Raw genomic sequence first — 26,670 nt, forward strand, 5'->3', positions numbered from 1 at the left:
TCATCCACTCGGCTCATGAAGCCCCGAATATTAGAACGTCATAAATATACTTTCCCTACAAGGTTTCACAACTTGAACTTACTCCTTTGTGTCACCTCTGTATCTTGTTTGTGCTTACTAGCGGAAAGTCATTTTTCTCTAGTCACCGCAAACCCTCCACCAAACCTGCAACTAGGTTTAGGTAATTTGCCAGTACCTGCTTCTCCGACACCGGGTGTGAGAACTCAACCAAGGGGTAATGTTCCTCCACCTCCTGGGGAAGTGACACCTGGGATGGCTGTTGCTCCGATTTTGAATCCCTTGTCAAAAACAACACAGCAATCCCCCGGTGATGCCATCAAGGAATTAGAAAATTCTTTGATTCAGCAACAATCTCGGAACCCCAAAGGAAATCGGCAAAAAAAACCAGTCGCTCAAAATACCCTGCGATTTGTACCCGTAAAACTGCCGACAGTAACAGCAGCAGAAGATACTTCTGATACTGGCTTAAGATTACTGGGTGTAACAAATACTCCTAGTAATTTAGAAACAACTAATTCTCCAGTTACACCGACTTTTAATCAATATCTCTACTCCCAGGGGAAACCTGTACAAGTATTACCGAATACTACTCCTACCCAGGAATTTACTGCCCCTAGTTCCATGGCTCCCCTACCACCCCTACCAGGAACAACAACCCAGTCGGAATTTTCCAGCAACTCCACACCAACATTTAACCAATTTCTGAGTTCCCAAAATTCCCCAACCTTCAGTCAACCTGTAGTACCTAATACCAGTAACTACAGAACTGTACCCACCTCGGTTCCTAGTAGCACTGCCATTAAGCAACCGGGAGTTGTACAACAACGTCCTGTCATTAACAGTACCGCATTGAAGGAGCCTTCCCTCAGGGTGCAAGGGGTGTATGTTACCCAGGGTGAAGATACCTCCGCACGGGCAAGACTAGCGGGAATTTATCCCCTTACCCCCCAGTTATTATTAGGGGCTACTCTGGACTTAACTAGCGAGGGTACGAGTTTTGATGACTCCCGACGGGAAGGGTTAAATATTAACGAGTTATATTTGGCGACTTCCGTAGGTGGATTACCTAATTTACGCTTTGCTGTCGGGCAATTGGACTTGACATCTTATTTTGACCGTAATAGCTTTGCGAAGGATGGAGCTAGTCAATTTTTTAACCCAGTGTTTCAAACCAATCCAGCCCTGGCAGTTGCAGGGATTTCTTCCCGCACTGGTTTTCTGTTGAATTGGAGTGTCAACGATAACATTGAGGCAAAGGGAGCTGTTTTTTCTTCCTCTGATAAATTGAGTGATTTCTCCCTAGATGGGTTTGCAGGGGAAATCGGTGTGCGTTTCGGAAATGCAATTATTCGGGGAACCTATGCCACTAATAGGGATGCGGGCATTCGTGATAGTTTTGCGGAGAGCTTTGGTATAGCGAGAAACGCTGAGCGTACGGTATTTGGGACGCAAAAAGATGATAGGGAAGAAGCCTATGGCGTGAATGCGGAAGTTTTCATCCCCAACTTAAAACTAGGATTATTCGGACGTTACGGACGTTACGAAAACCGAGATTTAGGAGAAGGTGCAGATACCTACGTGGTGGGGGCGAGTTTTTTGGATTTATTTACCGCCGATGATAAATTAGGTTTAGCCTATGGGCGGGGATTATCTAACGACAGGTTACGTTCCCAGCGCAAGGATGATGTGCCGGATGTTTTAGAAATGTTCTACGATTTTCCCCTAGTATCTAATTTGAGATTAGGTTTTACTGTCCAAGGGCGGGATAGTTTTGAAGAAACCGTATTTGGTATCAGGGTGAAAACCGAGTTCGATGTCACTCCAAGGGGGAGAAATCGATGATTCAGAAACGAAAAGGCATAAATGGTAAAGGAGTTATATCTCTTTCTCTTTTGCCTTTTTACTTCCTGGTTATGACTGCCATAACTAGTGTTTCTCCCTTACTGAGTTTGACAGTTGTGCAAGCGCAAACCTCCTCAGCAACGGTACAGAAAGGATTCAACTTATTGAAAAAAGGGTGGGTAAACGATGCGATCGCCACCTTTCAACAAGCCTTAAAACGTCAACCCCAATCCCTACAAGCCAAGTTAGGATTGGCGATCGCCTATAATCGGGCAGGACGAATTCCGGAAGCTTGGAATGCTTACCAACAGGTATTAGCCCAGGATCCAAATAACCAAAGTGCCCTGAAAATTGTCGGTATCATGGGTACATATCGCCCAGAATGGAACCGTCGCGGGATAAATGCTCTGACAACCCTACTGCAACTTAATCCCAGTGATACCCAAGCTAGGGGATATCGAGCGCTCCTCTATTCCTACCAGGGACAATTTAGCGAAGCGATCGCCGATTATCAAATAGCTCTCAACAATAATCCCACCCCGGATATTATCATCGGTGCTGCCCAAGCCTACAGCTACGGGGGAGACTACTCCAGAGCTCTGGAATTATTCAACCGCTATCGCACTACAGGTAAATCCATTAATGGTTTTGCCGCCGTCGCCTATGCTACCAGCTTACGCCAAACAGGTAATATTCCAGGGGCAATTCAAGTATTAGAAGCGCAGTTACAAAATTCCACTTCCTTAGACTCCGTAGCTATCGAAACTAGGTCAGAATTAGCCAAAGCTTACCTAGCAAATAATCAACAGGCTCAAGCTCTAGCCATTTTAGACCCTTTACGCGGTAGAAGTGAAGCCATTTTACCTCTAGCGCGATCGCTCAACGAAATTCGTCAACGGAATCAAAATCCTACCCTCGCTCAGGAAGTTGCTAACCTCTATCGCCAAGTATTAAATAACAATCCCAACCCTTCCCCAAATTTATTGCGGGAAATTGCCGACGTGTTTACCGGATTACCGGGTGGTGAACAAACTGCATTACAGTTATATCGCCAAGCAGCTATCCAACAGCCGAACGACCAAAGCTTGCAAATTCGCCAGCTAGCGATGGAAAATAAACTGGGGATGATTAGCAAAACCGAATTACGGCAACGTCTAGCAACCATCTTACAAACCCTACCCAATGACGGAGTCAAGCTACAACAAATCGCTGTGGCAGTCGCAGACATCGATAACCCCGATCCCGAATTGTTAACTGTTTATCAAAGTCTGTTACATTCCAAACTGAATAACGGTGGTATTCGGGTTCCCTTCCTCTACTTCCGCTTGGCACAAATCTATGCTCAAAAAAATGATTTAGTGGGAGCAAGACAAGCTCTAGCTGCCTACACATCCACCCCGGAAGGCAAACGCAGTCTGATTCCCCAGTTAATGGCGGCAGAAATTGAGCGACGGGAAGGTAGTTTAGAAGCCAGTGCCAAAAGATATCAGGCTGTTTTGAATACTCAGCCAAACAGTGAAATTACTGATGCTGCCCTACGCGGATTAGCTGGCGTGCGTCTACAGCAGCGTCGTTATGATGATGCTCTGGCAGTCTACGACCAATTACTCAGCAGACAACCCAGTAGCTTAATTACCCAGTTAGGACGTACCAGCGTTGCCCTGCAAGCTAACCGTATTGTCCCAGGCGAAGCCGAAGCGGTGCTCAATAATTGGTTAGCAACCCAGCCGATTACCAATACACCACCGGAATTATTCAGCTTAGTTGGTGTGTTACCAGCTACCACACAAAGAGAACCTCTGTATAATTACTTAGCTCAGGTTGACCCCAGCTATATCCCCGTACAGAAACGCTTAGTCGAGGCGATCGCCCTGCGTAGCCCAGCCCAGGCAAAAATCACAGCCAAACAAATTATCGCCAATAATCCCAACTCCTACCAACTACAAGCAGAAGTAGCCAGAGCCGCCGGTGATTTAGATTTAGCTAGCAAAACCTACGAAACCGTTCTCAGCCAGCAACCAGACAACGTGGATGCCCTGGCAGCCCTCGGAGGTATTCGCTTTGAGCAGCAACGTTTTACAGAAGCACAGCAAATATATAGCCGGGTGCTAGAACAAAAACCAGAAGACAGAGACAGTCGTCGCGCTCTCGCAGATTTAACCGCGATCGATGATCAACCCCTAGCTGCCCTCGCCCAGTTAGAACAGTTGCAAATCGAACAAGGTAGTCAAGGTGGTACGGATAGCGAAGTCTCACGACGGATGCAAGAAATTCAAGAAGATTTCCTCCAGCGTCGTGGTTTCCAACCCCCTTGGGAAGATTATCAAAGACGGCAAAAGAAATAATCGGTTCGTGACAGATACCCCACTTTTCCTCAAAGTTGGGAATTTAGGTAGTCGTCATGAACTGCGTACACCAGGACAGATGAAAATAGGCATTGGGCATGAATTATTTCCCCCTTGTCCCCTTTTCCCCCTTGTCCCCTTGTCCCCTTTTCCCCCTTTTCCCCCTTTTCCCCCTTTTCCCCTTGTCTTCCTTGTCCCCTCGTCCCCTTGTCCCCCAGCTCCCCTGCTTTTTCAAGTCAGGGGGTGTATTTACCCCTTTGCCTGAACAAGTGATTCAGCCATCAAATACGGGAATACTAAATCAGCGCTTACTACTGAGTAATAAGTATTACTTTTGTCAACGCATTACTATCAACACACTAACTATCATCCGCTATGTTTCTGAGGATGCCTTGTCTTTCAAGAGTAGCAGTAATTGTTAGCCTGCTTGGTTTATCTGCCTGTTATTCTAGTTATTCCCTCTCCAAATCGTCACAACCGGATGAACGAGCCAATACTCCAGTCAAATCTGTGAGTGAGAGTACAGCTATTTTCCTCGCTGCTTTACCAGAATCTACTGCTAATCGTCAGTTGCTGGCAGAAAGTTGGGATAGTTATCGTCGGCGGTTTATTCAGAGTGATGGCAGGGTAATTGATTATGAAGCGAGCGATCGCTCTACCAGTGAAGGGCAAGCCTACGCCATGTTGCGTGCTGTGTTAATCAATGATCCAGAAACCTTTGAACTAACTTTAAAATGGGCAGAAAATAACCTGCAACGTCAAGCCAACGGCAAACGTACAGATAGCTTGTGGGCTTGGAAATGGGGACGTAGAGAAGATAACACCTGGGGTACTATAGATAATAACTTTGCCAGCGATGGGGATATTGATGCAATTACCTCCTTAATTTTCGCTGCACGGCGCTGGAATCGTCCCGAATATCTGGAATTAGCCAAAACTAAGCTAGAGGATTTGTGGAACCTTTCCACCGCTCCAGGGAAAGAAGGTAAGCATTATTTGCTACCTGGTCCCAAGGAAGCTTTTTTACCTAATCCCAATACCCTCTATCTCAACCCTTCCTATCTAGCTCCCTATGCTTTCCGAATTTTTGCCCAGGTAGATAGGAAACATGATTGGTTGAGTTTAGTAGAAACCAGTTACGAAATTTTAGATAAATCCACCCCCCTATCCCAAGCGAGCTTACCTAGTGACTGGGTGGCTTTAGATACAGAGTCGGGTAAATACACTAATTTGCCTGCATCGAAAAACTTACAAACTTTATATAGTTTTGATGCCTATCGCGTCTGGTGGCGGGTATCCCTAGATGCTGTCTGGTTTGATGCACCCCAGGCTAAATCCTATCTACAAAAATCAACCCAATATCTTCAGAAATTATGGCAACAAGAAAAGCGCTTACCAGCACGAATTGACCTACAAGGTAAGAGTTTGGTGGATTATGAAGCCACATCACAGTATGCCATGATTTACACTGCCTGGAGTCTTATCGAACCCCAACTCGCCGACGAAATATTACAACAAAAAATCCTACCTCAGTACCAACAAGGCATTTGGGGCGATCGCAGTGCTTACTATACTCAAAACCTCGTGTGGCTGGGTTTACTCCCTCCCCAAGCAATTCCGCAATACCTCTTACAAACTCCGTAAAAATAACCTGATATTTTTGATTTTTTAAAAAAGAATTAAAAATTGGGTGACTTTTTGAGTTATAAACAGAACATATTTCCGCCAAGTATTTATAACCAATAACCGCTCAGAATAATCACAAGCAAAACACTGAGTTAACAAACATTAATCCCCTTATCCCATGAAGCAGTTGTTTCACCTTTCTCTGATCAGTAAGCAAGCAATTTCTCTCACTTTCTGCTTGTCACTTTTCCCCGGTTCACTACTAAGTGCCTTCGCTAATACCAAAGAAAATTTATTACAGCCAGACAATCACCAAACTTCCGCAACACTGGTAAACTTAGAGCCACAAAAACAACAGTCACAACTACTATTAGCCCAAGCAACAACCTCAGCCACTACTGATAGCAAAGAAACAGATAAGTCAGAAAATACTGACAATGCGAAGTTATTGTCGCACTCCCTAGAATTCAATCGTAGCCCCATCGTCGGTAACAGAATGCGTCTGCGAGGGGTTTATTCTGAAGGACGACTAGGTTTTACCCGTCCCCGCAGTTGGAATGTGCAAAATGTCAAAGCTGTGATTCGCTTCCAGCATTCCCCAGCCCTCTATGCCAGTCGCTCCAATCTCACCATACTAGTCAATGATACGGCAGTAGGTAGTATTCCTCTCAACCGCAAGCAGTCCCAGGTGGGACAGTTTCTAGTCAATATTCCTCCCAAGTTGCTGCAAGACTATAACGAACTCAAAATAGTTGCCCAGCAAAATAACTCCGAAACCTGTAGCGATCCCACCGATCCCAATCTGTGGACAGAAATTTTACCAGACTCCAAAATTCTCTTTGGCTTTAAACCCCAACCCCAACCCCTCAACTTTAGTCGCTATCCCTACCCCTTCTTCGATAATTTAGGTTTAGAGTCCAGTAAAATCTCTTACCTCCAACCCGCTCAAGTCAGTCAATCTTGGCTAACATCCACCGCTCGTCTTCAGACTTCCCTCGGTAGAACTGCGGAATTTCGTCCCATCCAAACTAACTTGGCAACTAATATTGCAGATGTCAAGAATGATGCACGTTTACTGATTGTTGGCACTCCCACCGAGCAGCCCGCCCTGGCAGACCTACAATTACCCTTAAAAATATCAGGCTCCCAAATTCTCAACCGCGACCAAAGCCCCATACCTGAAGATACAGGGGTATTAATTATTGCCAACACGAAAAAAGATGGGAGTGGCGCACCAGTACTAATTGTTACAGGAAATAGTGCGAAAGCAGTAGCCAAAGCGGCTCAATTTTTGGTACAGCCAGACCTGCGCAAGATGGGGACAGGGCAATTTATCTTAGTTCCCAAGGTGCAAGAATCAACAACTCCCGCACCTCGCCAATGGTCGCGCTATTTACCAGAAGCCAATAATTTTAAACTAAGTGAAATTAAAACCCAGGCAAGTGGTGAACCCTTCCGCGATGTCACAGTCCGTGGGATTGGGGCTACACCAATTGACATTGATTTCCGTGCTTTGCCGGATGACCGCTTCCTGCGCGGCAGCTCCATGAATTTGGTATATAGTTATGGTCCCCAGGTTAATCCCAGAACCTCTGCGGTGGAAGTGTTGCTAGATGGGGTATTTATTGGTGGTGCGAGGTTAGACTCAGAAGCAGGAGTGAATCGCAAGAGCTTGAAAGTCGATTTACCAGCGAATTTGATTCAACCTAATTCCAAGTTGCAAGTGTTCTTTAGGATGAATTCCCGCGAACCCTTCGACAAAGAAAGATGTTTGATTCCCCCAGATCAGCAACTAAGTGGGACAATTCATTCCGAAACTAGCTTTGATTTGAAGCGGGAAACATCAACTCAACTACCAGATTTGAAATTGCTCCAGTTTGGTTTCCCCTTTGCAGCACCTCAGGATTTATCTAAGACTGCGGTAGTATTACCCCAGAATCCTTCAAGTACAGAAATTTTGACCTTGTTAGCTTTAAGTGAGCGATTAGGTCGTTTAAGCCAGTCAGATTCAATTAAATTAGATGTCTACACCACTGATTCTTTACCAGAAACAGTGAAAAAGAATGACCATCTGATAGGGATTGCGACAAAAGATAGATTTCCTTTCCCCGAAGTATTTAAGACAGAAGGTTTTAACCTTGGTCAGGGTTTTTCTCGGAATTCCACCCAGGGAACAGCGCAAACACCCCAAGATACCCAAGGGATGATTAAACAAATTATCTCTTCTAAAAATAGCGATCGCGTCATGTTAGCCTTAACCGCACAGACGGAAGTCGGTTTAGAGAGGGTGAGACAAGTCTTAAATCAAGACCCCTGGTTCTTCCAATTGAAAAAAGACACAGTTCTCATCAGTAGTGATAAAAAAGACCCCAACCCCTACGATCCTGATGCCTATCAACTAGCGTTTTTTGATGAAGATTCATCTACTAAGCGCATCGAAAATACTACACTACTCAGTAAAGCGTCACGAGTTATTCAGGAAAACTGGCTACTCCTACCTGTGGGAATCATTGGTGTTTCCTTGCTGCTTTACGGGATTGTGCAACTCTACCTCAAACGCGCCAGCGTAGAAAAAAGACAATAATTACAACTAGATACTAACAGTCATATCAAATACCTTGATTTTGACTTTTTAGATACCCACATATTGGGGAAATCATCAGGGAAACTCTACAGCATTACAAATCATTATCAACGCAACCCAGACGCTGTATTCATTTTGTATCTGTGTCGCGGTATTACTCAAATCTCCATCCACAATATGTCTTCTTCCCCCTTGCCATCCCCCCAAAGACCGGGCGATAAGCTTCCAGCCCGCCGAAGCGGCGATCACCGCAGATTTAAGTTAACTAGCTGGTTGATTGACCTCACCCCTCGGTTTTTTGACCGCGTTTTAGCAAAAGTAGGTATCAAAAAATTTAAATGGTTGGTGATACTACTACTTGTATTATCCTTACCTTTAATTGTCACTCCCTTAGAAGTATGGCAACAATGGGCGATCGCTATCTTTTTAATGCTCCTCGGAAACTTTGTTGTCCATGCCGAAGACCAAGAAGACTCCCTAGAAACCAGCCAATATTACCATTTATTCATGGTTTGGTTGAGTTTAGTCACAACTCTGCGTTATCTTTACTACCGCACTAGCTATACTCTCAACTTTGATACCTGGTTAAATGGAACTGCCTGTGCTTTGCTCTTTGCCGCAGAGTTATACGCGATTTTGACTCTGGTGGTTGCCTATGTGCAAACCCTACGCATCAAAGAACGGCAACCCGTAGATATTACCAAAATTCCCCAATCGGAATGGTTTAGCGTTGATATTTACATCCCCACCTATAACGAAGATGTAGAAATTGTCCGTAAAACCGCCCTCGCAGCTTTAGCCTGTGACTATGCTTCAGGGAAGAAACAAGTATATATCTTAGATGATGGTCGTCCCGAAAGATTCCGAGAAGACGATCCTCGAAGAGAAACATTTCGGGCGCGTCGAGAATTGATTCGCCAGATGTGTGCAGAATTAAACTGTATTCACATGACGCGGGATAACAATACCCACGCCAAAGCGGGAAATATCAACACAGCCTTTCAGAAAACAGGTGGCGATTTAGTCTTGATTCTGGATTGTGACCATATTCCCTCCCGCCAGTTTCTCATGGATACGGTAGGTTTCTTCTATGACCCCAAGGTGTCCTTTGTCCAAACGCCCCACTGGTTTTATAACCCTGACCCCTTTGAACGCAACTTAGTCACAGGGGGAAGAATTCCCGTAGGTAATGAACTCTTTTATAAAGTTCTCCAAAAGGGTAATGATTTCTGGAATGCTGCCTTTTTCTGCGGTTCTGCGGCAGTAATTCGGAAATCCCACGCCTTAGAAGTTGGAGGAATTGCGGTAGAAACCGTTACAGAAGATTGTCACACCGCCTTACGTTTACATTCCCGTGGTTACAAATCTGTATACTACGACAAAATCATGGTCGCAGGATTAGCCCCAGATACATTTTCCGCCTACGTGGGGCAACAGGTACGCTGGGCGCGGGGAATGGCGCAGATTTTACGTATTGAAAACCCCCTATTGAACCCCAAACTGAAGTTAACACTGGCACAACGAATTTGTTATTTCAGTGCAACTTCCCACTTTTTGTATGGATATCCGCGTTTAGTCTATGCGATCGCCCCTACCCTATTCTTACTCTTTGGGATTAACTCAGTTCAGGGTTTAGGTTTGGAAACCCTAGGTTATGCCTTACCTCACATTCTGCTTTCCCTCAACACCAACCACATTATCTATAAACACGTTCGCTTCTCCTTCTGGAATGAAATCTTTGAGTTTGTCATGGCATTTCAGTCAGGATGGGTGACACTGTTAGCATTGATCAATCCCAAATTAGGTTCTTTCAACGTTACCGATAAAGGGATTAACATTACCAAACGCACATTTGACTGGCGATCGATGGTAGGGTTATTGATTGTCGGAGTCTTTGTTGTTGGTTCTCTGTTTGCTGTTCCTTACTGGTTATTGCTACGTCCTGAAGACTGGCAAGCGGTGACAGTAAACGCCATGTGGTCTACTTTTAATTTGGTTTTACTAGTTGCTGCGGTGTTAGTTGGGTTTGAACAACCCCAAATCCGTACAGCCCATCGTTTACAACGTCGTTTACCCATCGTCATTTCTAGTAACAATCTGACAATCATGGGTGAAACAATTAATATTTCTGAAACAGGAGCATTGGTTGCCTTAGAATCTTGGCCCAATCTTCCCGATGAAGTAGAAGTTCAAATCATGGGAGATTTTGACGCCCGCGTCTTCTTAACTGCAAGTGTCCTGAGAGTTTCCCCCGTCAATGATAGAGAAACTCACCTGGCGATCGATTTCGTCAATCCTACCCAAAAACAACAGGATGACTTGACTTTAGTTCTTTATTCTGATGTAAGAACATGGTACTCGCAAACACGGGAAAATATTGACCATCCCCTAGCTTCCTTGGGTTTTCTCGCCACTAGCTTGACCCGTTCCTTACGAGATATTCAAGAACCTGCCAAACCTAAAAAAGTCCGTAAGCAAGTACAATCAACTGGACAACTGTACTGGGATGGACATTTCTTTCCTGGTGTCGTTACAGAATTGGGTATTACTGGTTTACGCTTAGAATTGGAAAGTAAAAAAGCCCTAAATGCAGATAAATTTATTGGGGAACAAGATTTACATACTATGCGAACAGTTAAGCCCTTAGTGGGTTTACTTTTAAGCCAAGATAGCCGCTTTGTGGCAGAAATTTCTTCCGTTAGCGAACAGAGCAATGGCACAACTGTCATTGAATTTAATTTCCCGGAAAAATTCAAACAACGGCAGTCAGAGAAAATCAAACAACTATTGCAAGTGTTGTAATCTTCCATCAACCCCGACTCTTAATCAGTTGGGGTTTTTGCTACATTAGCGCCATTGTCTAATAACCTGCATAACTTGTTGATATTCCGCAGTTCTACCCTGTTTCTGAAATAATTGGGCAGCTTGTCGAAAATCTGCAATTCCTCCCTTCCTATCTGCCGCCAGAATCTTGACTATACCGCGTTTATAGTAGAAGTCGCCATTTTGAGGATTGATTCTAATTGCCTGGGTAAAATCGGCGATCGCCCCCTGTTTATCCTGTAACTGGTAACGGGCTGCACCGCGATTATAGTAATATAAAGCCGAGTTAGGATTGAGTTTTATGGCTTGGGTAAAATCCTCAATGGCTCCTCTGTTATCTCCTAAATCTGAGCGATTATTTCCACGATTATTATAAGCCGCAGCATAACTAGGATTGAGTTTTATCGCTTGGGTGAAATCCTCAACGGCTCCTTTTTTATCCCCAGATTCAGAGCGAGCTATCCCCCGGTTGTAATAGGCATTCGGATATTGGGGGTTGATTTTAATCGCTTGATTTAAGTTCTCAATTGCTGCTTTTCTTTGCCCCAAATTATAATAGGCAATCCCCAAATTATAATATATTAAAACATCCTGAGGATTAATTTTTAAGGCTAGGGTGAAATCTGCAATTGCTCCCCTGTTATCCCCTAACTCAGAGCGAGATGCACCCCGATTCAAATAGGCATCAGCAAAGTTAGCATCTAGTTTTATAGCCCGGTTAAAATCATCAATTGCCCCTCGATTATCTCCCGATAACGCACGAGCATTACCTCGACTATTATAGTTTTGGGCATCCTTGGGGTTAATTTTTATCGCTTGATTATAGGCGTTAATTGCTCCTGGATAATCTTTCAAAATCCAGCGCTCAAATCCTTGGCTTCTATAACCTTCAGCCGACTTACCTTGGGCAAAAAATAATTCTCCGGCTTTCCGTAAGTCTTTTGCTGCATTTGCTGTCTCATTCAATCCATTTTTGCGGACACGACCCCGTTGATAGTAAGCTTCTGCATAATTAGGATTAAGTCTGATTGCTTGGGTGTAGTCAGCGATCGCCCCTGAAAAATTGCTCTGAGTATATTTCTCATAACCTGCGATATAAAAATCATCCGCCTTCGGAGTCTTACTAGTACTAATTGGCGAAGCTTTTACACCCACATCCACACCCAATTTTGTCATCTGCCGTAAGGCTGAATAGATAGTTGTACCCAAACCTGTAATTATCTGTGTCTGGCTTTGTTCACCAATACTTTGCTCATCTGCCCTGCCATGAATCGCTACCAGTTCCCCTTGCTCATTTAAGACTGCACCCCCGCTCATGCCTCTAATTGTCTGGCTATCGTAGATAATGTTATATCCGTCACGTTGGGGGGCACCATTGGCGTTAACTTGCCCTTTTTTGAAAAAAGCAGTTTCCGGGTTAGAAATTGCCGCCGTTTTCCCAGGAAACCCGCATACATAAATTGTCGTACTAGCTGTGACTTTATCTGAGTCTCCAATTTTCGCAATTTTATAGGTTTGATTACTGCTAAATTCCACCACCGCCAAATCAACATCAGGTAAGCGCTTCACCGACGTAATTGCATAGGTTTGTTTGTCGGGTGTGATAATTTCATACTTGCTGCCACTGGTTGTATTTTTCACCACATGGTAGGCAGTTAGCAGGGTGTAGATATTACCTGAACGGCGAATAATTACCCCTGAGCCAGAATCACTAGAGTTTTGACTGTTAACAATTCGGACTGTAATTTCCCGACCGATTTGTTCCACTTGGGAAGGTGACAGAGCAACGGCAACAGAAGATTGCACCAGGATAATTGATATACCAATCAGTGCGGATGGAACTATGTATGTGTCTTTCATGGGTATGGTTGCCAATGCAAAACTCAGAAGTAGGGGAAATTAGCGATCGCCTGAACAAACTGATAAATAGTAGTAACCAATGAGCAATGATGCACCATTCCAGCCAGGAGAAAGACTAAATATATCAATCATCCCATATTCTAGGGAAGCATCCTTGGGGACTGTGGCGTACGAATTGCTATCAAGTCTTTAATAAAAAAACTCCTAGGGTTGGAAAAGAAACCAGGATAATAAAGCATAATTAACCTTTATAGCTTTGAGTGATGAGCTACGTTTTGTCGTAGGCGATCGCCAGCTGGTGATTCAACTTGATTAATGAACTATGAGTACAGCAAATATCACGCCAGCGATACGTGTGGGAGTATTGGGTTTCGGTGGACTCGGACAAGCAGCCGCCAAGGTACTTGCAGGCAAACGAGAAATGAACTTGGTAGCAGTCGCTGACCAAAAAGGCTACGTATATGCTCCTGAGGGTTTGAAGTTTGCCGATTGTATTTCTACCTACCATTCCCAAGGTTCCGTGGGTTATGTGGAGCCTATCGGTAACTTAACCAACAACAGTATTCAAGATTTAATTGACAGTAACCAACCTGTAGATGGTTACTTCTTAGCTTTACCCAACCTGCCTAATGACTTTATCCCCTCCGTAGCCCGTCAATTTATCCAATCTGGTTGGCGTGGTGTGCTGGTAGATGCCATTAAACGTACCAGTGCTGTGGAACAGCTAATCGGGATGAAAGACGAGCTACAAGCTGCTGGAATTACCTATATGACAGGATGCGGAGCAACACCAGGATTACTAACAGCCGCAGCTGCCCTAGCAGCCCAAAGCTACGCAGAAATTCACAAGGTGGAAATTACCTTCGGTGTGGGGATTGCGAACTGGGAAGGTTACCGTGCCACGGTTCGAGAAGATATTGGTCATATGCCCGGTTATACTGTGGAAGCTGCTAGGGCAATGACAGACGCAGAAGTAGAAGCATTATTAGATAAAACTAACGGTGTGCTCACCTTGGCAAATATGGAACACGCCGATGATGTCATGCTAGAGCTAGCTGGGATAGTTGAGCGCGATCGCGTCACCGTTGGTGGTGTTGTTGATACCCGTAACCCGAAAAAACCTCTCAGTACAAACGTTCAAGTCACAGGACGTACTTTTGAGGGCAAAATATCCACTCACACCTTTACCTTAGGTGATGAAACTAGTATGGCAGCTAACGTTTGCGGACCAGCATTTGGTTATCTCAAAGCTGGGATAAAACTCCATCAGCGTGGTATTCACGGTATCTTTACTGCTGCGGAAGTTATGCCCCAATTTGTGAGATAGTCAATCAAAATTATGGGCTAGTTCGAGATATTTTCTCAAGCTAGCCCTTTATTCTGGATATAGTTAAAATTATTATTCCCTCGCTTCTAATTCTTCTTTTTCCCTTCTGGCATCATCACATAATCCATCGGGAACTTGCACTACAAAAGGCAATTCAGCCCCCACCATCCCCCGTTGGATACGTTCGGAACTTTCAGTAAATAAAACAAACAGGGGATATATTTTATTCGCTCCCTCACTGAGAATATGCTGATGACGGGGAGGCATTAACCATTCATAATCCTGATCTAAACAGAGTTGAGCTTGCCGCCAACGTCCTAACAAATCAGAAAAATCTTCATGGGGATGGTGGATAAACACTAAAATTTCCACTTCCGTCTTAATCTTCCACTCTGGATCACACATCACGATCGCCACATCACAGGGTAAAGCAGTTGCGGAAATATTTCCCTGATGACGCAGACGTACCAGAGGCAAAGGAATAGTGATCAGACTTTCATCTGGACGACGCAGACTCGGAATCATTTCCAGATAAGGGCGGTATTGTTTCAATAGGGCGATCGCTCCTTCATGATGACAATATTGAGCCAAACAAGTTTCGTAATCAGATTTTTTTAGCGGCATAAATTAACATCAATTTCGTTTAAATACCTATAATCAAGTTGGAATATTTGCCATGGCTATCGAATACCAACTCTCTTACATCAGACAAATAGACACCAATCTCGAAAACCAAGTCATTGGCGGCTTTTTTCATTTCGTTTGCATTAGGAATTGCTATAGTATCAAATCTGGCTAATAGCTGATACAGAGTTTGCAAGCACTTCATCTACTTGCAAATACTCTATTTACCCCAAAAATCAGCTTTATCAATCAGAAGTCTGATGATTACATGCCTTAACCCAACTTATCAAACACCTTGAATAAGGGTAGATACATGGACATCAAAATTGTACCCACCATACCCCCTAAAACCACAATCATAATAGGCTCTAACACACTAGTTAATGCTTTAACTGCCTGTTCTACCTCATCTTCATAGAAGTCAGCAATTTTCATTAACATCGCATCTAATTCCCCAGTTTCTTCACCAATATTAATCATTTGTACTGCCATGGGTGGGAACACGTTCTCTTTTTGTAAAGCGATACTAATCATTCCCCCCTGTTGAATTTCTGCTCTCACAGCATCAATTGCATTAGAAACTACCTGATTTCCCGATGTGTCCCGAACAATTTCTAAAGAAGTCAAAATTGGCACACCAGAACGAGTTAAAGAACCAAAAGTTCGACTAAAGCGAGCGACAGAAGACTTTTGAATTAAATCACCGAACAGAGGCATTTTCAATGATAGGCTGTCAATATTTAGCTTTCCAGGAGGAGTTTTATAGTACTGATTAAAGACAAATTTAAAAAGTATCCCACCACCAATCAGAACAAACATTCGCCAACTACGGAATGTTTCACTACAGAACATCATAAATTGTGTAAGTGGTGGTAATTCTGTTCCTAACTCTTTAAAAATTCCCGCAAAAACCGGAATCAAAAATACAGTCATCCCGACAAATATACCAATTGCCAAAACACTGACAATTACAGGATAAGACAGTGCAGATTTGATTTGGTTTTGCAGACGAGCCATATCCTCTAATAACTTTGCTAGACGATTTAAAACCTCATCTAGTACCCCACCAACTTCACCTGCTTGAATCATGCTCACATATAAACCATCAAAACAATCAGGATGCTTTCGCATCCCATCGGAAAGGTTTACACCACTTTGGACATCCGTACTAATATCCATTAATGCTTGTTTGAGCTTAGGATTTGAGCATTGTTCTGAAAGCACGCCCAAACTTCTCACAATTGGCACTCCAGCACTTACGAGAGCGGCAAATTGACGAGAAAATACAGCTTTATCTTTGACTGTAACTTTAACTAAAGATGTTTGAAATTTATCAAAATCAAATCCTTGAGATTGTTTTAAATCTTGAATTACAAAACCTTGTTGTCTGAGATTGCTTCTCGCTTCAGCTAAATTAGCAGCGACAACTTTTTCTGTTTTGGATTTACCTTGGGTATCTCGGATTTTAGCAACAAAGGTAGGCATAATTTCAAAAATCAGATTCTAGATTAATAAAATTCAGTTATGATTTACACAAAAATCTTGTGAAAATTTATTTCCTTGAAACAGTTCTGAATATTTCCTGCCAAAAATAATGTAATTTGTGGATTGCAAGGTATATGAACTATTTATCCAGAAATAATGAAGATTTATGTAATGAATGAAGTCAATCAGATATAAAGTGAATGAAATGTGGAAGAAATTAATTAAAATATTGAGAGCTATGCCAAGACAAAAAATCTATTATTCATCATAATCATAGGCAGCGTAAACCGGAAAAATTAACTAAAAATACGCAATTAATATATTAATAAAATCCGGTCTACTTGCTCTCAATATTATATTTCAGATATTAATTATCCATTGATGAAGTAATATCTATGGACAATTAATGGGCTTTCATAGCACCAGCTTTAGCACCATTTCCTTGGGGTGGTACACCACCAATCAGACGTTGAATTTCATCAGGTTTAGAAGTTTTAGACATTGCTGCTTCAAAAGAGATTACTCCAGCTTTATAGTAATCAGCTAAAACCTTTTCTAAGGTTTGCATTCCTAACTTGCCACCAGTTTGAATAGCTGAGTAGATTTGAGAAGTTTTACCTTCTCTAATTAAGTTAGAAATTGCTGGCGTAATTACCATAATTTCCTGAGCCATTACCCGTCCGTATTCACCAGGTTTAGGATTTTTCTTAGGTACAAGAGTTTGACTAAATACAGCAACTAAAGAGTTGGATAACTGAACTCGGACTTGTTGTTGTCGTTCGGAAGGGAAAACATCAATCATCCGGTCAACTGTTTGAGAAGCAGAACTGGTGTGTAAAGTTCCAAATACTAAGTGCCCAGTTTCTGCCGCCGAAATTGCCAAAGAAATTGTTTCTAAATCTCGCATTTCTCCGACAAGTACAATATCAGGGTCTTCCCGCAATGCAGCTTTCAACGCATTGGCAAAACTCTTAGTATCTTCACCTAACTGCCGTTGGTGAACTACACTTTTAATAGATTCATAAACAAATTCAATGGGGTCTTCAACGGTGAGAATATGCTCGGCACGAGTACGATTAATTAAATCAATCATTGCCGCCAAAGTAGTAGTTTTCCCGGAACCAGTAGGACCAGTCACCAAAATTAATCCCCTGGGTTTTTCCGACATTTCCCTAACAATATCAGGTAATCCTAATTTATCAAAGTTAGGGATTTTAGAGCTTAATGCCCTTAAACAAGCAGCATAGGCTCCCCGTTCCTTATATACGTTCACCCGAAACCGAGCCAAACCTTTCACACCATAGGAACAGTCTAATTCCCAATTCTGCTCTAAAGTTTTGCGTTGGGTATTATTCAACATACTAAAGATTAATCTTTGGCAAGAATCGGGAGTCATTACACCATATTTATCTTGGGGAGTGAGGTGACCACTAACACGAAAATAAGGAGGTAATCCGGCGGATAAGTGCATATCAGACCCACCTTGCTCAATCATATCCTCCATTAAATCTTCAATCATGAATTCCATAGTTAGCACTCCTTTATTGGTGAATATTGTGGTAAATGGGAATGATTTATTGAGCTATAAGAGTAATTTCGATATTGAACGAATCACTCAGAATATTGATTGTCAATTTCATCATGAGCAATCTCAAGTAGTGTCAATAATGAAATTTTGTGAGACTAATCTTGAAATCTTGATGTCATGCAGTAAGGGCAATCTAACCATTCGGGTTTCAATTCTGCATGGCAAGTCCGACAAGTCAAACCGCTCTTGCGTTTAGCTTTAAGTTCTGCTTCCAAACCTGTATCAGTGAAGGTGACACGATCAACTTCTTCTAAAGTGGTTGCACCTTGTCTAACCAAATCCAAACTGTATGCTAAGAGGGTTTTCATCCCTTCTTCCACAGCTACTTCCTTAATACGTTCAGTAGGTGCTTCTTCATTGATCAGGGTTTGGATATTTTCCGAGACGCGCATCACTTCATAGACACCACTACGTCCCTTATAACCAACACCATTACAGGTAGGACAAATGTGACCACCACTGACTTTTGCCTCGTGAATTTGCTCCGTACTCAAAGTGTTAGCTTTATAAAAAGTCAGACCAACATCTTCTGTGGAAGTAGTTAGACCATAACGGGCAAGTTCTTCTGGCGTGGGAGTATAGGGAATACGACAGTCAGGACAAACACGACGGACTAGACGTTGTGCAAGTACACCAATCAGAGAACTAGACACCATAAAAGGTTCGATACCCATTTCACCGAGACGAGCGATCGCCCCCGGTGCATCATTGGTATGTAGAGTTGTGAGAACTAAGTGACCTGTCAATGCAGCTTCAATAGCTGTTTTGGCTGTCTCCTTATCCCGTGTTTCACCCACCAGTAGCACGTCAGGATCCTGCCGCAAAAATGCCCGTAGTGCATTGGCAAAATCTAACCCCTTCTCGCGAATTACTTGTACCTGGGTAATACCGGGCAAACTATACTCAATTGGGTCTTCTACCGTACTAATATTAATTCCTGGGTCGTTGCGTTCAGATAGGGCAGAGTAAAGTGAAGTTGTTTTACCAGAACCAGTCGGACCTGTCACCAGAATTAAGCCGAAGGGACGACTGACCATTTCTTGGACGATACTCAGGGTTTCTGGGTCAGTAATTAACTTATCTAGTCCTAGTTGAGTTGCAGAGTTATCCAGAATCCGTAATACAACCTTTTCCCCATAACGACTAGGTAAGGTGTTAACACGAAAATCTACCTTCCGTCCTTCAAACATCCGACGGATTCTGCCATCCTGGGGTAAGCGACGTTCGGCAATATCCAAGTTAGAAATAATCTTAAACCGCGCTGTCACCGCCGGGATAATCTTTTTCGGTAGAGATGGGAATGCTTCCCTGAGTACCCCATCCTTGCGAAAACGAATCCGGAGACTTTCTTCCTGTGGTTCAATGTGAATATCCGATACTTTTTCGTGTAATGCTTTTGCCAGGATGCGATTCACCAGATTAATTACAGGAGCATCCTCTGCACCCTTCATCGCAGAACCTAAATCTGCTTCTGATTCCTCCGGAGCATCCTCAAGATTTAGGTTATCTAGATTTTCTAAATCTTGATTAATATCTGTAAATTTTTCCTGGTCGATGTGCTTTTGTTTGACAGCTAATTCATCCAGATACTGATTAATTAACTGTTGATAATCCTCCTGAGTGATTACCATTCGTTGTAAAGACCAACCTTGAGGACGTAGTATGCGATTCAAATCATCAGAAGCCTCCAGGTTATCTGGATCTACCATCGCTACTAGCACTGAAGGGGGGTTTTGGTCTTCGTGTTTTGCTAGGGGAACCAAGCGATGACGACGACAGATATCTACGGGAATCAAAGTGTCAATTAGATTACCCACTACTGTGTCACCGATGGCTCTCACTTCCGGATCTAATGACTCAACGCCGTATAGTATTTTAAGTTCAAATAATTGTTGTTTTTTATATTGTCTCAGTAATTCCGGTGATAATTGCCGCCCCGATATCGATTCAAGTACTTCCGTTAAAGGTCTGCCAGATTTGCGACTTTCAATCAGAGCTTGCCGCATCTGGTCGCCATTGACAAAACCTGACTGCACAAGTTTATTTCCGAAAGGCGAAAACTCTGTTCTTGTGGTGAGAGCTGTGCTGCGCCGTTGTGGTGACGAGTATGTCATATATCAGCTATTAGTAGCGAAAACCTCTTTGTTTGAGTATTCCCAACTTCACACTCAGAATTGACATAACCCATAGAAAAAATCTGATCCAGCTGTTTTTGTTAGAACCGAGATATTTTTAAGACTTAGGCAACATATCCTCACAAACCTGATTCTTCTAAATATTTTTAGTTTTTAATGGTCAATTATGTTGGCAAAATGTCGTAACAAGTCTGGGATGAGTACATAATGATGGACGAAGATAAACAGGTACACAATGCCGATGCAGGCAAGGGCGAAGCAACAGAGGTTAAGCAAACGATGAATAGTGACTCCCCAGTATCCATGAATCCCAACGAACCTAACACCGAGGTGACTGAAGCAGTCACATCCACAAATAGCACAACAACAGATTCATCAACTGCAAATGTGGAAACTCCGTCTCCAGCAGGTGTTGATGCTGCTGTTGTCGGGTCAATGACTCAACAAATTGAGTCTCTCAAAGCTCAGTTAGAAGAACGCAGCAATCAATACACACGGATGGCTGCTGATTTCGAGAATTACCGGAAACGGACTCAGAAGGAAAAGGAAGACTTAGAGTCTCAAATCAAGCGGAATACTATTATCGAGTTATTACCGGTAGTAGATAACTTTGAGCGAGCGCGATCGCAAATTAAACCCCAGAATGATGGGGAAATGGGAATCCATAAGAGTTACCAAGGAGTTTATAAACAACTTGTAGATTGTTTAAAACGTGTTGGTGTATCCCCCATGCGTCCAGAGGGTCAGGAGTTCGATCCTAACCTGCATGAAGCAGTAATGCGGGAACCTACGGATGAATATCCAGAAGGAACAGTGTTAGAAGAGTTAGTACGCGGTTATTTTCTGGGCGATCGCGTGCTACGTCATGCTATGGTCAAAGTTGCTGCACCGAAGGAAGAATCATCACCTTCCGAGGAAACTCAATCTCCTCCAGCCGAAAGTTAAAAGCACTGGGCTTTTGTCATTTTTCTAGCGTCGTGAAGCAAAGGCTCAAGGATGCATAGACTAATGACCAATAACTATTGACCACAACTGTCTTGAACGGTTAGCAAGCATCCATCCCAAAACACCAACAGAGATATTCCGCGTTACCCAGTTCTCAGTTTTGAGTAATCCTCAGAGCTAAATCGGAGGACGGTTTCTCGTGACAATAGTCCCAGAAACTTTCCTCTGAAAAACGTAAAAATTTAAAGAATAACTCAGTAAAAATACCGATAATCATGGGAAAAGTTATTGGGATCGATTTAGGCACTACCAATAGTTGTGTCGCAGTTTTAGAAGGTGGTCAACCAATTGTTATTGCTAACTCAGAAGGCGGTAGAACTACCCCCAGCATCGTTGGTTTTGGCAAAGGTGGCGATCGCTTAGTCGGTCCATTGGCAAAACGGCAGGCGGTCACAAATGCCGAAAATACAGTTTACAGTATCAAAAGATTTATCGGTCGTCGCTGGGAAGATACGGAAATTGAACGTTCCCGTGTACCCTATGGCTGTGTCAAGGGTAGAGATGATACCGTCGATGTGCAAATTCGTGGCAAAAACTATACACCCCAAGAAATCTCTGCCATGATCCTGCAAAAAATGAAGCAGGACGCGGAAAATTTCCTCGGTGAAACCGTTGATAAAGCCGTAATCACTGTTCCAGCCTACTTTACTGATGCTCAAAGACAAGCGACAAAAGATGCAGGAACAATTGCCGGACTAGAAGTCTTACGAATCATCAACGAACCTACCGCCGCCGCTCTTGCCTTCGGTTTAGATAAGCAAGACCAAGAACAATTAATTCTTGTATTCGACTTAGGTGGTGGTACTTTTGACGTATCAATCCTGCAATTAGGGGATGGTGTGTTTGAAGTCAAAGCTACCTGCGGTAACAACCATCTGGGTGGGGATGATTTTGATAACTGTATTGTTTGTTGGATGATTGAAAATTTCCAGCAACAGGAAAAAATCGACCTTGCTCAGGACAAAATGGCACTGCAACGCCTACGGGAAGCTGCGGAGAAGGCAAAAATTGAACTCTCCACCATGGGGAGTACTTCCATTAATTTACCCTTCATCACCGCAGATGCCACCGGACCAAAACACCTGGAAATGGAACTTACCCGTTCCAAGTTTGAAGAACTGGCTAGTCGTCTGATTGAAGCGACTATCGAACCAATGGTACAGGCTCTCAAGGATGCCGACCTGAAGCCCCAAGATATCGATAAAATTCTTCTGGTTGGGGGTTCCACACGCATTCCCGCAGTCCAAAATGCCTTAATGAAATTCTTTAATGGCAAGGCTCCTGACCGCTCAGTTAACCCAGATGAGGCAGTTGCCCTGGGTGCAGCAATTCAAGCAGGTGTCCTGGGTGGGGAAGTTGATAACCTCCTGTTGTTGGATGTGACTCCCTTATCTTTAGGTATCGAAACCCTGGGTGAGGTGTTTACCAAAATCATTGAACGCAATACCACTATTCCCACAAGCAAATCTCAGGTATTTTCCACTGCCGTTGATGGGCAAACCTCCGTGGAAATCCATGTTCTCCAAGGGGAGCGGGCAATGGCACGAGATAACAAAAGTCTCGGTAAATTCCTCCTAGCAGGTATTCCCCCTGCGCCTCGTGGGGTGCCACAAATTGAAGTTGCCTTTGAAATTGATGTCAATGGTATTCTCAAAGTCTCGGCACAGGATAAAGGCACCGGCAGGGAGCAAAGTATCCGGATTACGAATACTGGAGGTTTGAGCAGCAACGAAGTCGAGCGGATGCGCCAAGAGGCAGAAGCCTTCGCAGAAGAAGACAAAAAACGTATGGAATTGGTGGGACTGCGAAACCAAGCGGAAAATCTCTTATCTAGCTATGATGCCACCCTCAAAGATAATGGGGAGTTAATCAGTGACCAAATGAAACTCCTAGCAGAGGAAAAATTATCATTGTTACAAGCAGCAATGACCGATACTAGTGTTTCTACGGGCGATTTCAAGCAGCGTTTAGATGAGTTTCAACAGGCTTTATTTGCCATTGGTGCTGATGTTTATAACCGTTCCCATATGCCTGGTACAGAAATAGAAGAAACGGGAGAGAATTTCTTTACTTCTGAAACCCCTGAACCCGCCGGTGAGGATTTTACACCTCAATTCAATTTTGATTTTGATGAGGATAATACCTTACAGACCGACTATGAGACCATAGATTAGATATCTGACAGGGGTAGGAAAATATTGGCAGCCCCTTTTGGTGTGATTTGATGATGAGTTCATCTCCCAACCTATCTGGTGACTGCTGTATCAAATCCATATCTTGAACTGAGCAAAATCTGCCTGATTCTTTATAGATGCATCTTCTCATTCATGGGGGGTTTTCCACACCTAAAAGGTGCGGCTAGCCCCTCTAATTTATGGGCGGAGTTTTTCCCAAGAAGATAGCACAATTGTAAAAGGCATAGCCTTGTACAATTTTGGATAAAAGATTTTGGGCTACTATAGTCCAAGGTAAATCGATGTATTTTTATTGTTAATTGATTCAGGAGTGGTTCAAAGCTGCCTAACTCCTGCTAGAGGTTAGCTGATAGAAACCAGGTTAGAGGAATTCTTTCTGATTCCGGCTCTATCCATTATGGAAGTAGCATCATGCTCCAGTCCTTTTGACGTGTTTCACAGAAAAATGTCTGATGATGATGTTCTACTGGTGATTTTTGTAAAAGGTAAAAGGTAAAATTTACTATTAACAAAATTTAACTTCTGCCTTATGTCTGAAAAAACTGCTGTTGCTGTATTGTCTAGCATCCTCTACAGCTAAGGATAGGGGGAAATAGATATCAGACATATCCCCCGTCCCTAAGACTTCATACCGTATAAGTTTCTGTATTCTCAATTTCGCTTTCTACCTTTTAACTTCACCTTCTGTTATATGGCTCGTGACTTCTATGAAATTCTGGGTGTCTCCCGTGACGCCGACAAAGACGAACTCAAAAGCGCTTACCGCCGCCTTGCCCGGAAGTATCACCCAGATGTGAATAAAGAACCGGGAGCAGAGGAGCGTTTTAAGGAAATTAACCGTGCCTATGAGGTACTGTCAGAGCCGGAAACCCGTGCCCGTTATGACCGTTTTGGAGAACAAGGGGTATCGGGTGCAGGTGCGGCTGGATTTCAAGATATGGGTGATATGGGCGGTTTTGCCGATATCTTTGAGAGCATTTTTAGTGGTTTTGCTGGGGGAATGGGCAATCAGACCCAAAGGCGACGCAGTGGTCCTGTCAGGGGTGATGACCTGCGCTTAGACCTGAAACTAGATTTTAGGGAAGCGGTATTTGGTGGAGAGAAGGAAATTCGGATTTCTCACCTAGAAACCTGTGAAGTTTGTAGTGGTACGGGGGCAAAACCCGGTACTCGTCCTCGGACTTGTTCCACTTGTAGTGGTTCTGGGCAAGTACGGCGGGTAACAAGAACACCTTTTGGTAGCTTTACTCAGGTTTCTACCTGTCCTACCTGTAATGGTACGGGAATGGTAATTGAGGATAAGTGTGACGCTTGTGATGGCAAGGGTGCCAATCAAGTGACGAAGAAGTTGAAAATAACTATTCCTGCGGGTGTGGATAATGGCACAAGATTACGCATATCCGGTGAGGGTGATGCGGGTCAAAGAAGTGGTCCTGCGGGGGATTTGTATGTTTACTTGTTTGTGAATGAGGACGAAGAGTTTCACCGGGATGGAATTAATATTCTCTCGGAAATTCAAGTTAGTTATTTACAAGCGATTCTGGGTTGCCGCTTGGAGGTAAATACGGTGGATGGGGCGGTGGAAATGATTATTCCGCCAGGAACTCAGCCGAATACGGTGATGAAATTAGAAAATCGTGGTGTACCACGTTTAGGTAATCCTGTGAGTCGAGGAGACCATATGATTACCGTGTCTATTGATATTCCGACGAAGGTGACACCAGAGGAGAGGGAATTGTTAGAGAAGTTGGCAAAGATTAAGGGCGATCGCACTGGTAAGGGTGGTCTTGAGGGGTTTTTAGGTAATTTCTTCCAACAACGATGAATTTATCTCCTGTTTCTACCCCTGACGCTCAGTTAGATTTGCGCGGTACTCCCTGTCCCATTAATTTTGTCCGGACAAAATTACGTTTGACGCAAATGACTCCAGGTCATCTGTTGGAAGTTTGGCTCGATCCTGGGGAACCAATTGAGCAGGTTCCTGACAGTTTGACCTTGGCTGGTTATCAAGTGGAGGGAATTACTGACTGTAATGGTTATTTTTCCCTTTTAGTACGTTGTCCGACAGCGACTGCATGATGGAGCATCTCTCATCTACTGGGGATTTATGCGGTACGGTTGTAGCCGTGCAGGCAAATTTTTATCAGGTGCAATTGGAGGATATTTCTACCCCCAATTCGGGAAGTGATGCCCAAAAATTTTCCTTAGGTAGCTCAACTCTTCTGTGTACCCGACGGACTCGTTTGAAGAAAATTGGGCAGCAGGTGATGGTGGGCGATCGCGTGGTGATTGAAGAACCAGACTGGACGGGGGGACGGGGAGCGATCGCGGAGGTTTTACCCCGTACTAGTGAACTTGACCGTCCAGCGATCGCCAATGTAAACCAAATTCTCTTGGTGTTTGCGGTGGCTGACCCTCCCTTGGAACCCTATCAACTCAGTCGTTTTTTAGTCAAGGCTGAATCCACGGGCTTGGATGTGCTGCTATGTTTGAATAAAAGTGACTTGATTTCTCCCCAAGAGCAAATTCATATCAGCGATCGCCTGGGAGCTTGGGGTTATCAACCCCTGTTTATTAGTGTCTATAAGAGCTTAGGTATTGAAAACCTCTCCCAAGCCCTAAATGGTAAAATCACCGTACTTGCTGGGGCTTCTGGTGTGGGTAAATCCAGCTTAATTAATGCCATTGTACCGAATATCAATCTGCGTGTGGGTGAGGTTTCTGGAAAGTTGGCACGGGGTCGCCATACAACTCGCCATGTCCAGTTATTCGAGTTACCCCATGGGGGTTTGTTGGCAGATACTCCCGGTTTTAATCAGCCAGATTTAGATTGCCACCCTGAGGATTTGGCGAGTTTGTTTCCCGAAGCACGGGCAAAATTAGCTACAGGCAATTGTAAATTTAGTGACTGTTTACACAGAGACGAGCCAGAATGTGGAGTGCGGGGAGATTGGGAGCGTTACGAGCATTATTTAGTCTTTCTAGAAGAGGCGATCGCCCATAAAAACCACTTACATCAGCAAGCAGATCCAGAATCTACCCTGAAAGCCAAAACCAAAGGTAAAGGTAAAACCTATTACGAACCGAAATTAGAAAGTAAGAAGTATCGGCAAAAGTCCCGACGTACCCAGTTACAGGAATTAGAACAAATTTATCAAGAGAGTGAGGAATAGGTTAAATCAGAGGTGCGATCGCCATAGCACAATATTG

General features: G+C 43.5%; 16 protein-coding genes. 11 read left to right on the forward strand and 5 right to left on the reverse strand.

The window, feature by feature from the left end; all coding sequences use genetic code 11:
* Nucleotides 1-15: 15 nt before the first annotated feature.
* The 5 genes from IJ00_RS13425 (at nt 16) to bcsA (ending at nt 11,220) form a co-directional block, all read left to right on the forward strand.
* Nucleotides 16-1,863, forward strand: a complete 1,848-nt coding sequence (locus IJ00_RS13425; protein ID WP_035153797.1) for a hypothetical protein — start codon at nt 16-18, stop codon at nt 1,861-1,863.
* Nucleotides 1,860-4,208 carry a tetratricopeptide repeat protein gene (locus IJ00_RS13430; RefSeq protein ID WP_035153799.1) on the forward strand — a complete coding sequence of 783 codons (2,349 nt, stop codon included), beginning with the start codon at nt 1,860-1,862 and terminating at the stop codon, nt 4,206-4,208. Before IJ00_RS13425 ends, IJ00_RS13430 begins: the two co-directional genes overlap by 4 nt.
* A 387-nt stretch (nt 4,209-4,595) precedes the next feature.
* Nucleotides 4,596-5,852 (forward strand): glycosyl hydrolase family 8, encoded by a 1,257-nt coding sequence (locus IJ00_RS13440; RefSeq protein WP_035153801.1) that lies wholly within the window; start codon nt 4,596-4,598, stop codon nt 5,850-5,852.
* A 160-nt stretch (nt 5,853-6,012) separates the two neighbouring features.
* Nucleotides 6,013-8,418: a cellulose biosynthesis cyclic di-GMP-binding regulatory protein BcsB gene (locus tag IJ00_RS13445; RefSeq protein WP_035153803.1), complete on the forward strand. Its 2,406-nt coding sequence runs from the start codon at nt 6,013-6,015 to the stop codon at nt 8,416-8,418.
* Nucleotides 8,419-8,595: 177 nt separating this feature from the next.
* Entirely contained in the window at nt 8,596-11,220 is a 2,625-nt protein-coding gene (gene bcsA, locus IJ00_RS13450; protein ID WP_082127324.1) for a UDP-forming cellulose synthase catalytic subunit, read from the forward strand.
* Between the two features lie 45 nt (nt 11,221-11,265).
* On the opposite strand, the gene IJ00_RS13455 is transcribed toward bcsA, so the two are convergent.
* Nucleotides 11,266-13,101 carry a tetratricopeptide repeat-containing serine protease family protein gene (locus IJ00_RS13455; RefSeq protein ID WP_035153805.1) on the reverse strand — a complete coding sequence of 612 codons (1,836 nt, stop codon included), beginning with the start codon at nt 13,099-13,101 and terminating at the stop codon, nt 11,266-11,268.
* A gap of 322 nt (nt 13,102-13,423) precedes the next feature.
* Here IJ00_RS13455 and IJ00_RS13460 point away from each other — a divergent pair, with 322 nt between their 5' ends.
* Nucleotides 13,424-14,428, forward strand: coding sequence for a saccharopine dehydrogenase-like oxidoreductase (locus IJ00_RS13460; RefSeq protein WP_035153807.1), 1,005 nt, complete (start codon nt 13,424-13,426; stop codon nt 14,426-14,428).
* Between the two features lie 72 nt (nt 14,429-14,500).
* On the opposite strand, the gene IJ00_RS13465 is transcribed toward IJ00_RS13460, so the two are convergent.
* The 4 genes from IJ00_RS13465 to IJ00_RS13485 form a co-directional block, all read right to left on the reverse strand.
* Complete coding sequence (locus IJ00_RS13465; protein WP_035153809.1) at nt 14,501-15,052, reverse strand: hypothetical protein; 552 nt, start codon at nt 15,050-15,052, stop codon at nt 14,501-14,503.
* 273 nt (nt 15,053-15,325) lie between these two features.
* Nucleotides 15,326-16,537, reverse strand: a complete 1,212-nt coding sequence (locus tag IJ00_RS13475; protein WP_035153811.1) for a type II secretion system F family protein — start codon at nt 16,535-16,537, stop codon at nt 15,326-15,328.
* A gap of 403 nt (nt 16,538-16,940) precedes the next feature.
* Complete coding sequence (locus tag IJ00_RS13480; RefSeq protein WP_035153813.1) at nt 16,941-18,065, reverse strand: type IV pilus twitching motility protein PilT; 1,125 nt, start codon at nt 18,063-18,065, stop codon at nt 16,941-16,943.
* 155 nt (nt 18,066-18,220) lie between these two features.
* Entirely contained in the window at nt 18,221-20,239 is a 2,019-nt protein-coding gene (locus tag IJ00_RS13485; RefSeq protein WP_035153815.1) for a GspE/PulE family protein, read from the reverse strand.
* Nucleotides 20,240-20,470: 231 nt separating this feature from the next.
* On the opposite strand from IJ00_RS13485, the gene grpE reads away from it, so the two are divergent.
* From grpE to rsgA, 5 genes are all read left to right on the forward strand, one after another.
* Nucleotides 20,471-21,205, forward strand: coding sequence for a nucleotide exchange factor GrpE (gene grpE / locus IJ00_RS13490; protein ID WP_082127325.1), 735 nt, complete (start codon nt 20,471-20,473; stop codon nt 21,203-21,205).
* Between the two features lie 275 nt (nt 21,206-21,480).
* Entirely contained in the window at nt 21,481-23,439 is a 1,959-nt protein-coding gene (gene dnaK / locus IJ00_RS13495; protein WP_035153819.1) for a molecular chaperone DnaK, read from the forward strand.
* Nucleotides 23,440-24,151: 712 nt separating this feature from the next.
* Nucleotides 24,152-25,285 (forward strand): molecular chaperone DnaJ, encoded by a 1,134-nt coding sequence (gene dnaJ, locus IJ00_RS13500; protein ID WP_035153820.1) that lies wholly within the window; start codon nt 24,152-24,154, stop codon nt 25,283-25,285.
* Nucleotides 25,282-25,539 carry a sulfurtransferase TusA family protein gene (locus IJ00_RS13505; protein ID WP_035153822.1) on the forward strand — a complete coding sequence of 86 codons (258 nt, stop codon included), beginning with the start codon at nt 25,282-25,284 and terminating at the stop codon, nt 25,537-25,539. The genes dnaJ and IJ00_RS13505 overlap by 4 nt, the downstream gene beginning before the upstream one ends.
* A complete protein-coding gene (gene rsgA, locus IJ00_RS13510; RefSeq protein WP_035153824.1) occupies nt 25,536-26,633 on the forward strand; it encodes a small ribosomal subunit biogenesis GTPase RsgA in 1,098 nt (365 codons plus the stop codon). Before IJ00_RS13505 ends, rsgA begins: the two co-directional genes overlap by 4 nt.
* The last annotated feature ends 37 nt before the right edge of the window (nt 26,634-26,670 follow it).

It is taken from the genome of Calothrix sp. 336/3, assembly GCF_000734895.2.
Taxonomy (GTDB): domain Bacteria; phylum Cyanobacteriota; class Cyanobacteriia; order Cyanobacteriales; family Nostocaceae; genus 336-3.

Coding starts and splice junctions, on each gene's coding strand:
- IJ00_RS13425 (WP_035153797.1), top strand. CDS start 16: ATGAAGCCCCGAATATTAGAACGTCATAAATATACTTTCCCTACAAGG.
- IJ00_RS13430 (WP_035153799.1), top strand. CDS start 1,860: ATGATTCAGAAACGAAAAGGCATAAATGGTAAAGGAGTTATATCTCTT.
- IJ00_RS13440 (WP_035153801.1), top strand. CDS start 4,596: ATGCCTTGTCTTTCAAGAGTAGCAGTAATTGTTAGCCTGCTTGGTTTA.
- IJ00_RS13445 (WP_035153803.1), top strand. CDS start 6,013: ATGAAGCAGTTGTTTCACCTTTCTCTGATCAGTAAGCAAGCAATTTCT.
- bcsA (WP_082127324.1), top strand. CDS start 8,596: ATGTCTTCTTCCCCCTTGCCATCCCCCCAAAGACCGGGCGATAAGCTT.
- IJ00_RS13455 (WP_035153805.1), bottom strand. CDS start 13,101: ATGAAAGACACATACATAGTTCCATCCGCACTGATTGGTATATCAATT.
- IJ00_RS13460 (WP_035153807.1), top strand. CDS start 13,424: ATGAGTACAGCAAATATCACGCCAGCGATACGTGTGGGAGTATTGGGT.
- IJ00_RS13465 (WP_035153809.1), bottom strand. CDS start 15,052: ATGCCGCTAAAAAAATCTGATTACGAAACTTGTTTGGCTCAATATTGT.
- IJ00_RS13475 (WP_035153811.1), bottom strand. CDS start 16,537: ATGCCTACCTTTGTTGCTAAAATCCGAGATACCCAAGGTAAATCCAAA.
- IJ00_RS13480 (WP_035153813.1), bottom strand. CDS start 18,065: ATGGAATTCATGATTGAAGATTTAATGGAGGATATGATTGAGCAAGGT.
- IJ00_RS13485 (WP_035153815.1), bottom strand. CDS start 20,239: ATGACATACTCGTCACCACAACGGCGCAGCACAGCTCTCACCACAAGA.
- grpE (WP_082127325.1), top strand. CDS start 20,471: ATGGACGAAGATAAACAGGTACACAATGCCGATGCAGGCAAGGGCGAA.
- dnaK (WP_035153819.1), top strand. CDS start 21,481: ATGGGAAAAGTTATTGGGATCGATTTAGGCACTACCAATAGTTGTGTC.
- dnaJ (WP_035153820.1), top strand. CDS start 24,152: ATGGCTCGTGACTTCTATGAAATTCTGGGTGTCTCCCGTGACGCCGAC.
- IJ00_RS13505 (WP_035153822.1), top strand. CDS start 25,282: ATGAATTTATCTCCTGTTTCTACCCCTGACGCTCAGTTAGATTTGCGC.
- rsgA (WP_035153824.1), top strand. CDS start 25,536: ATGATGGAGCATCTCTCATCTACTGGGGATTTATGCGGTACGGTTGTA.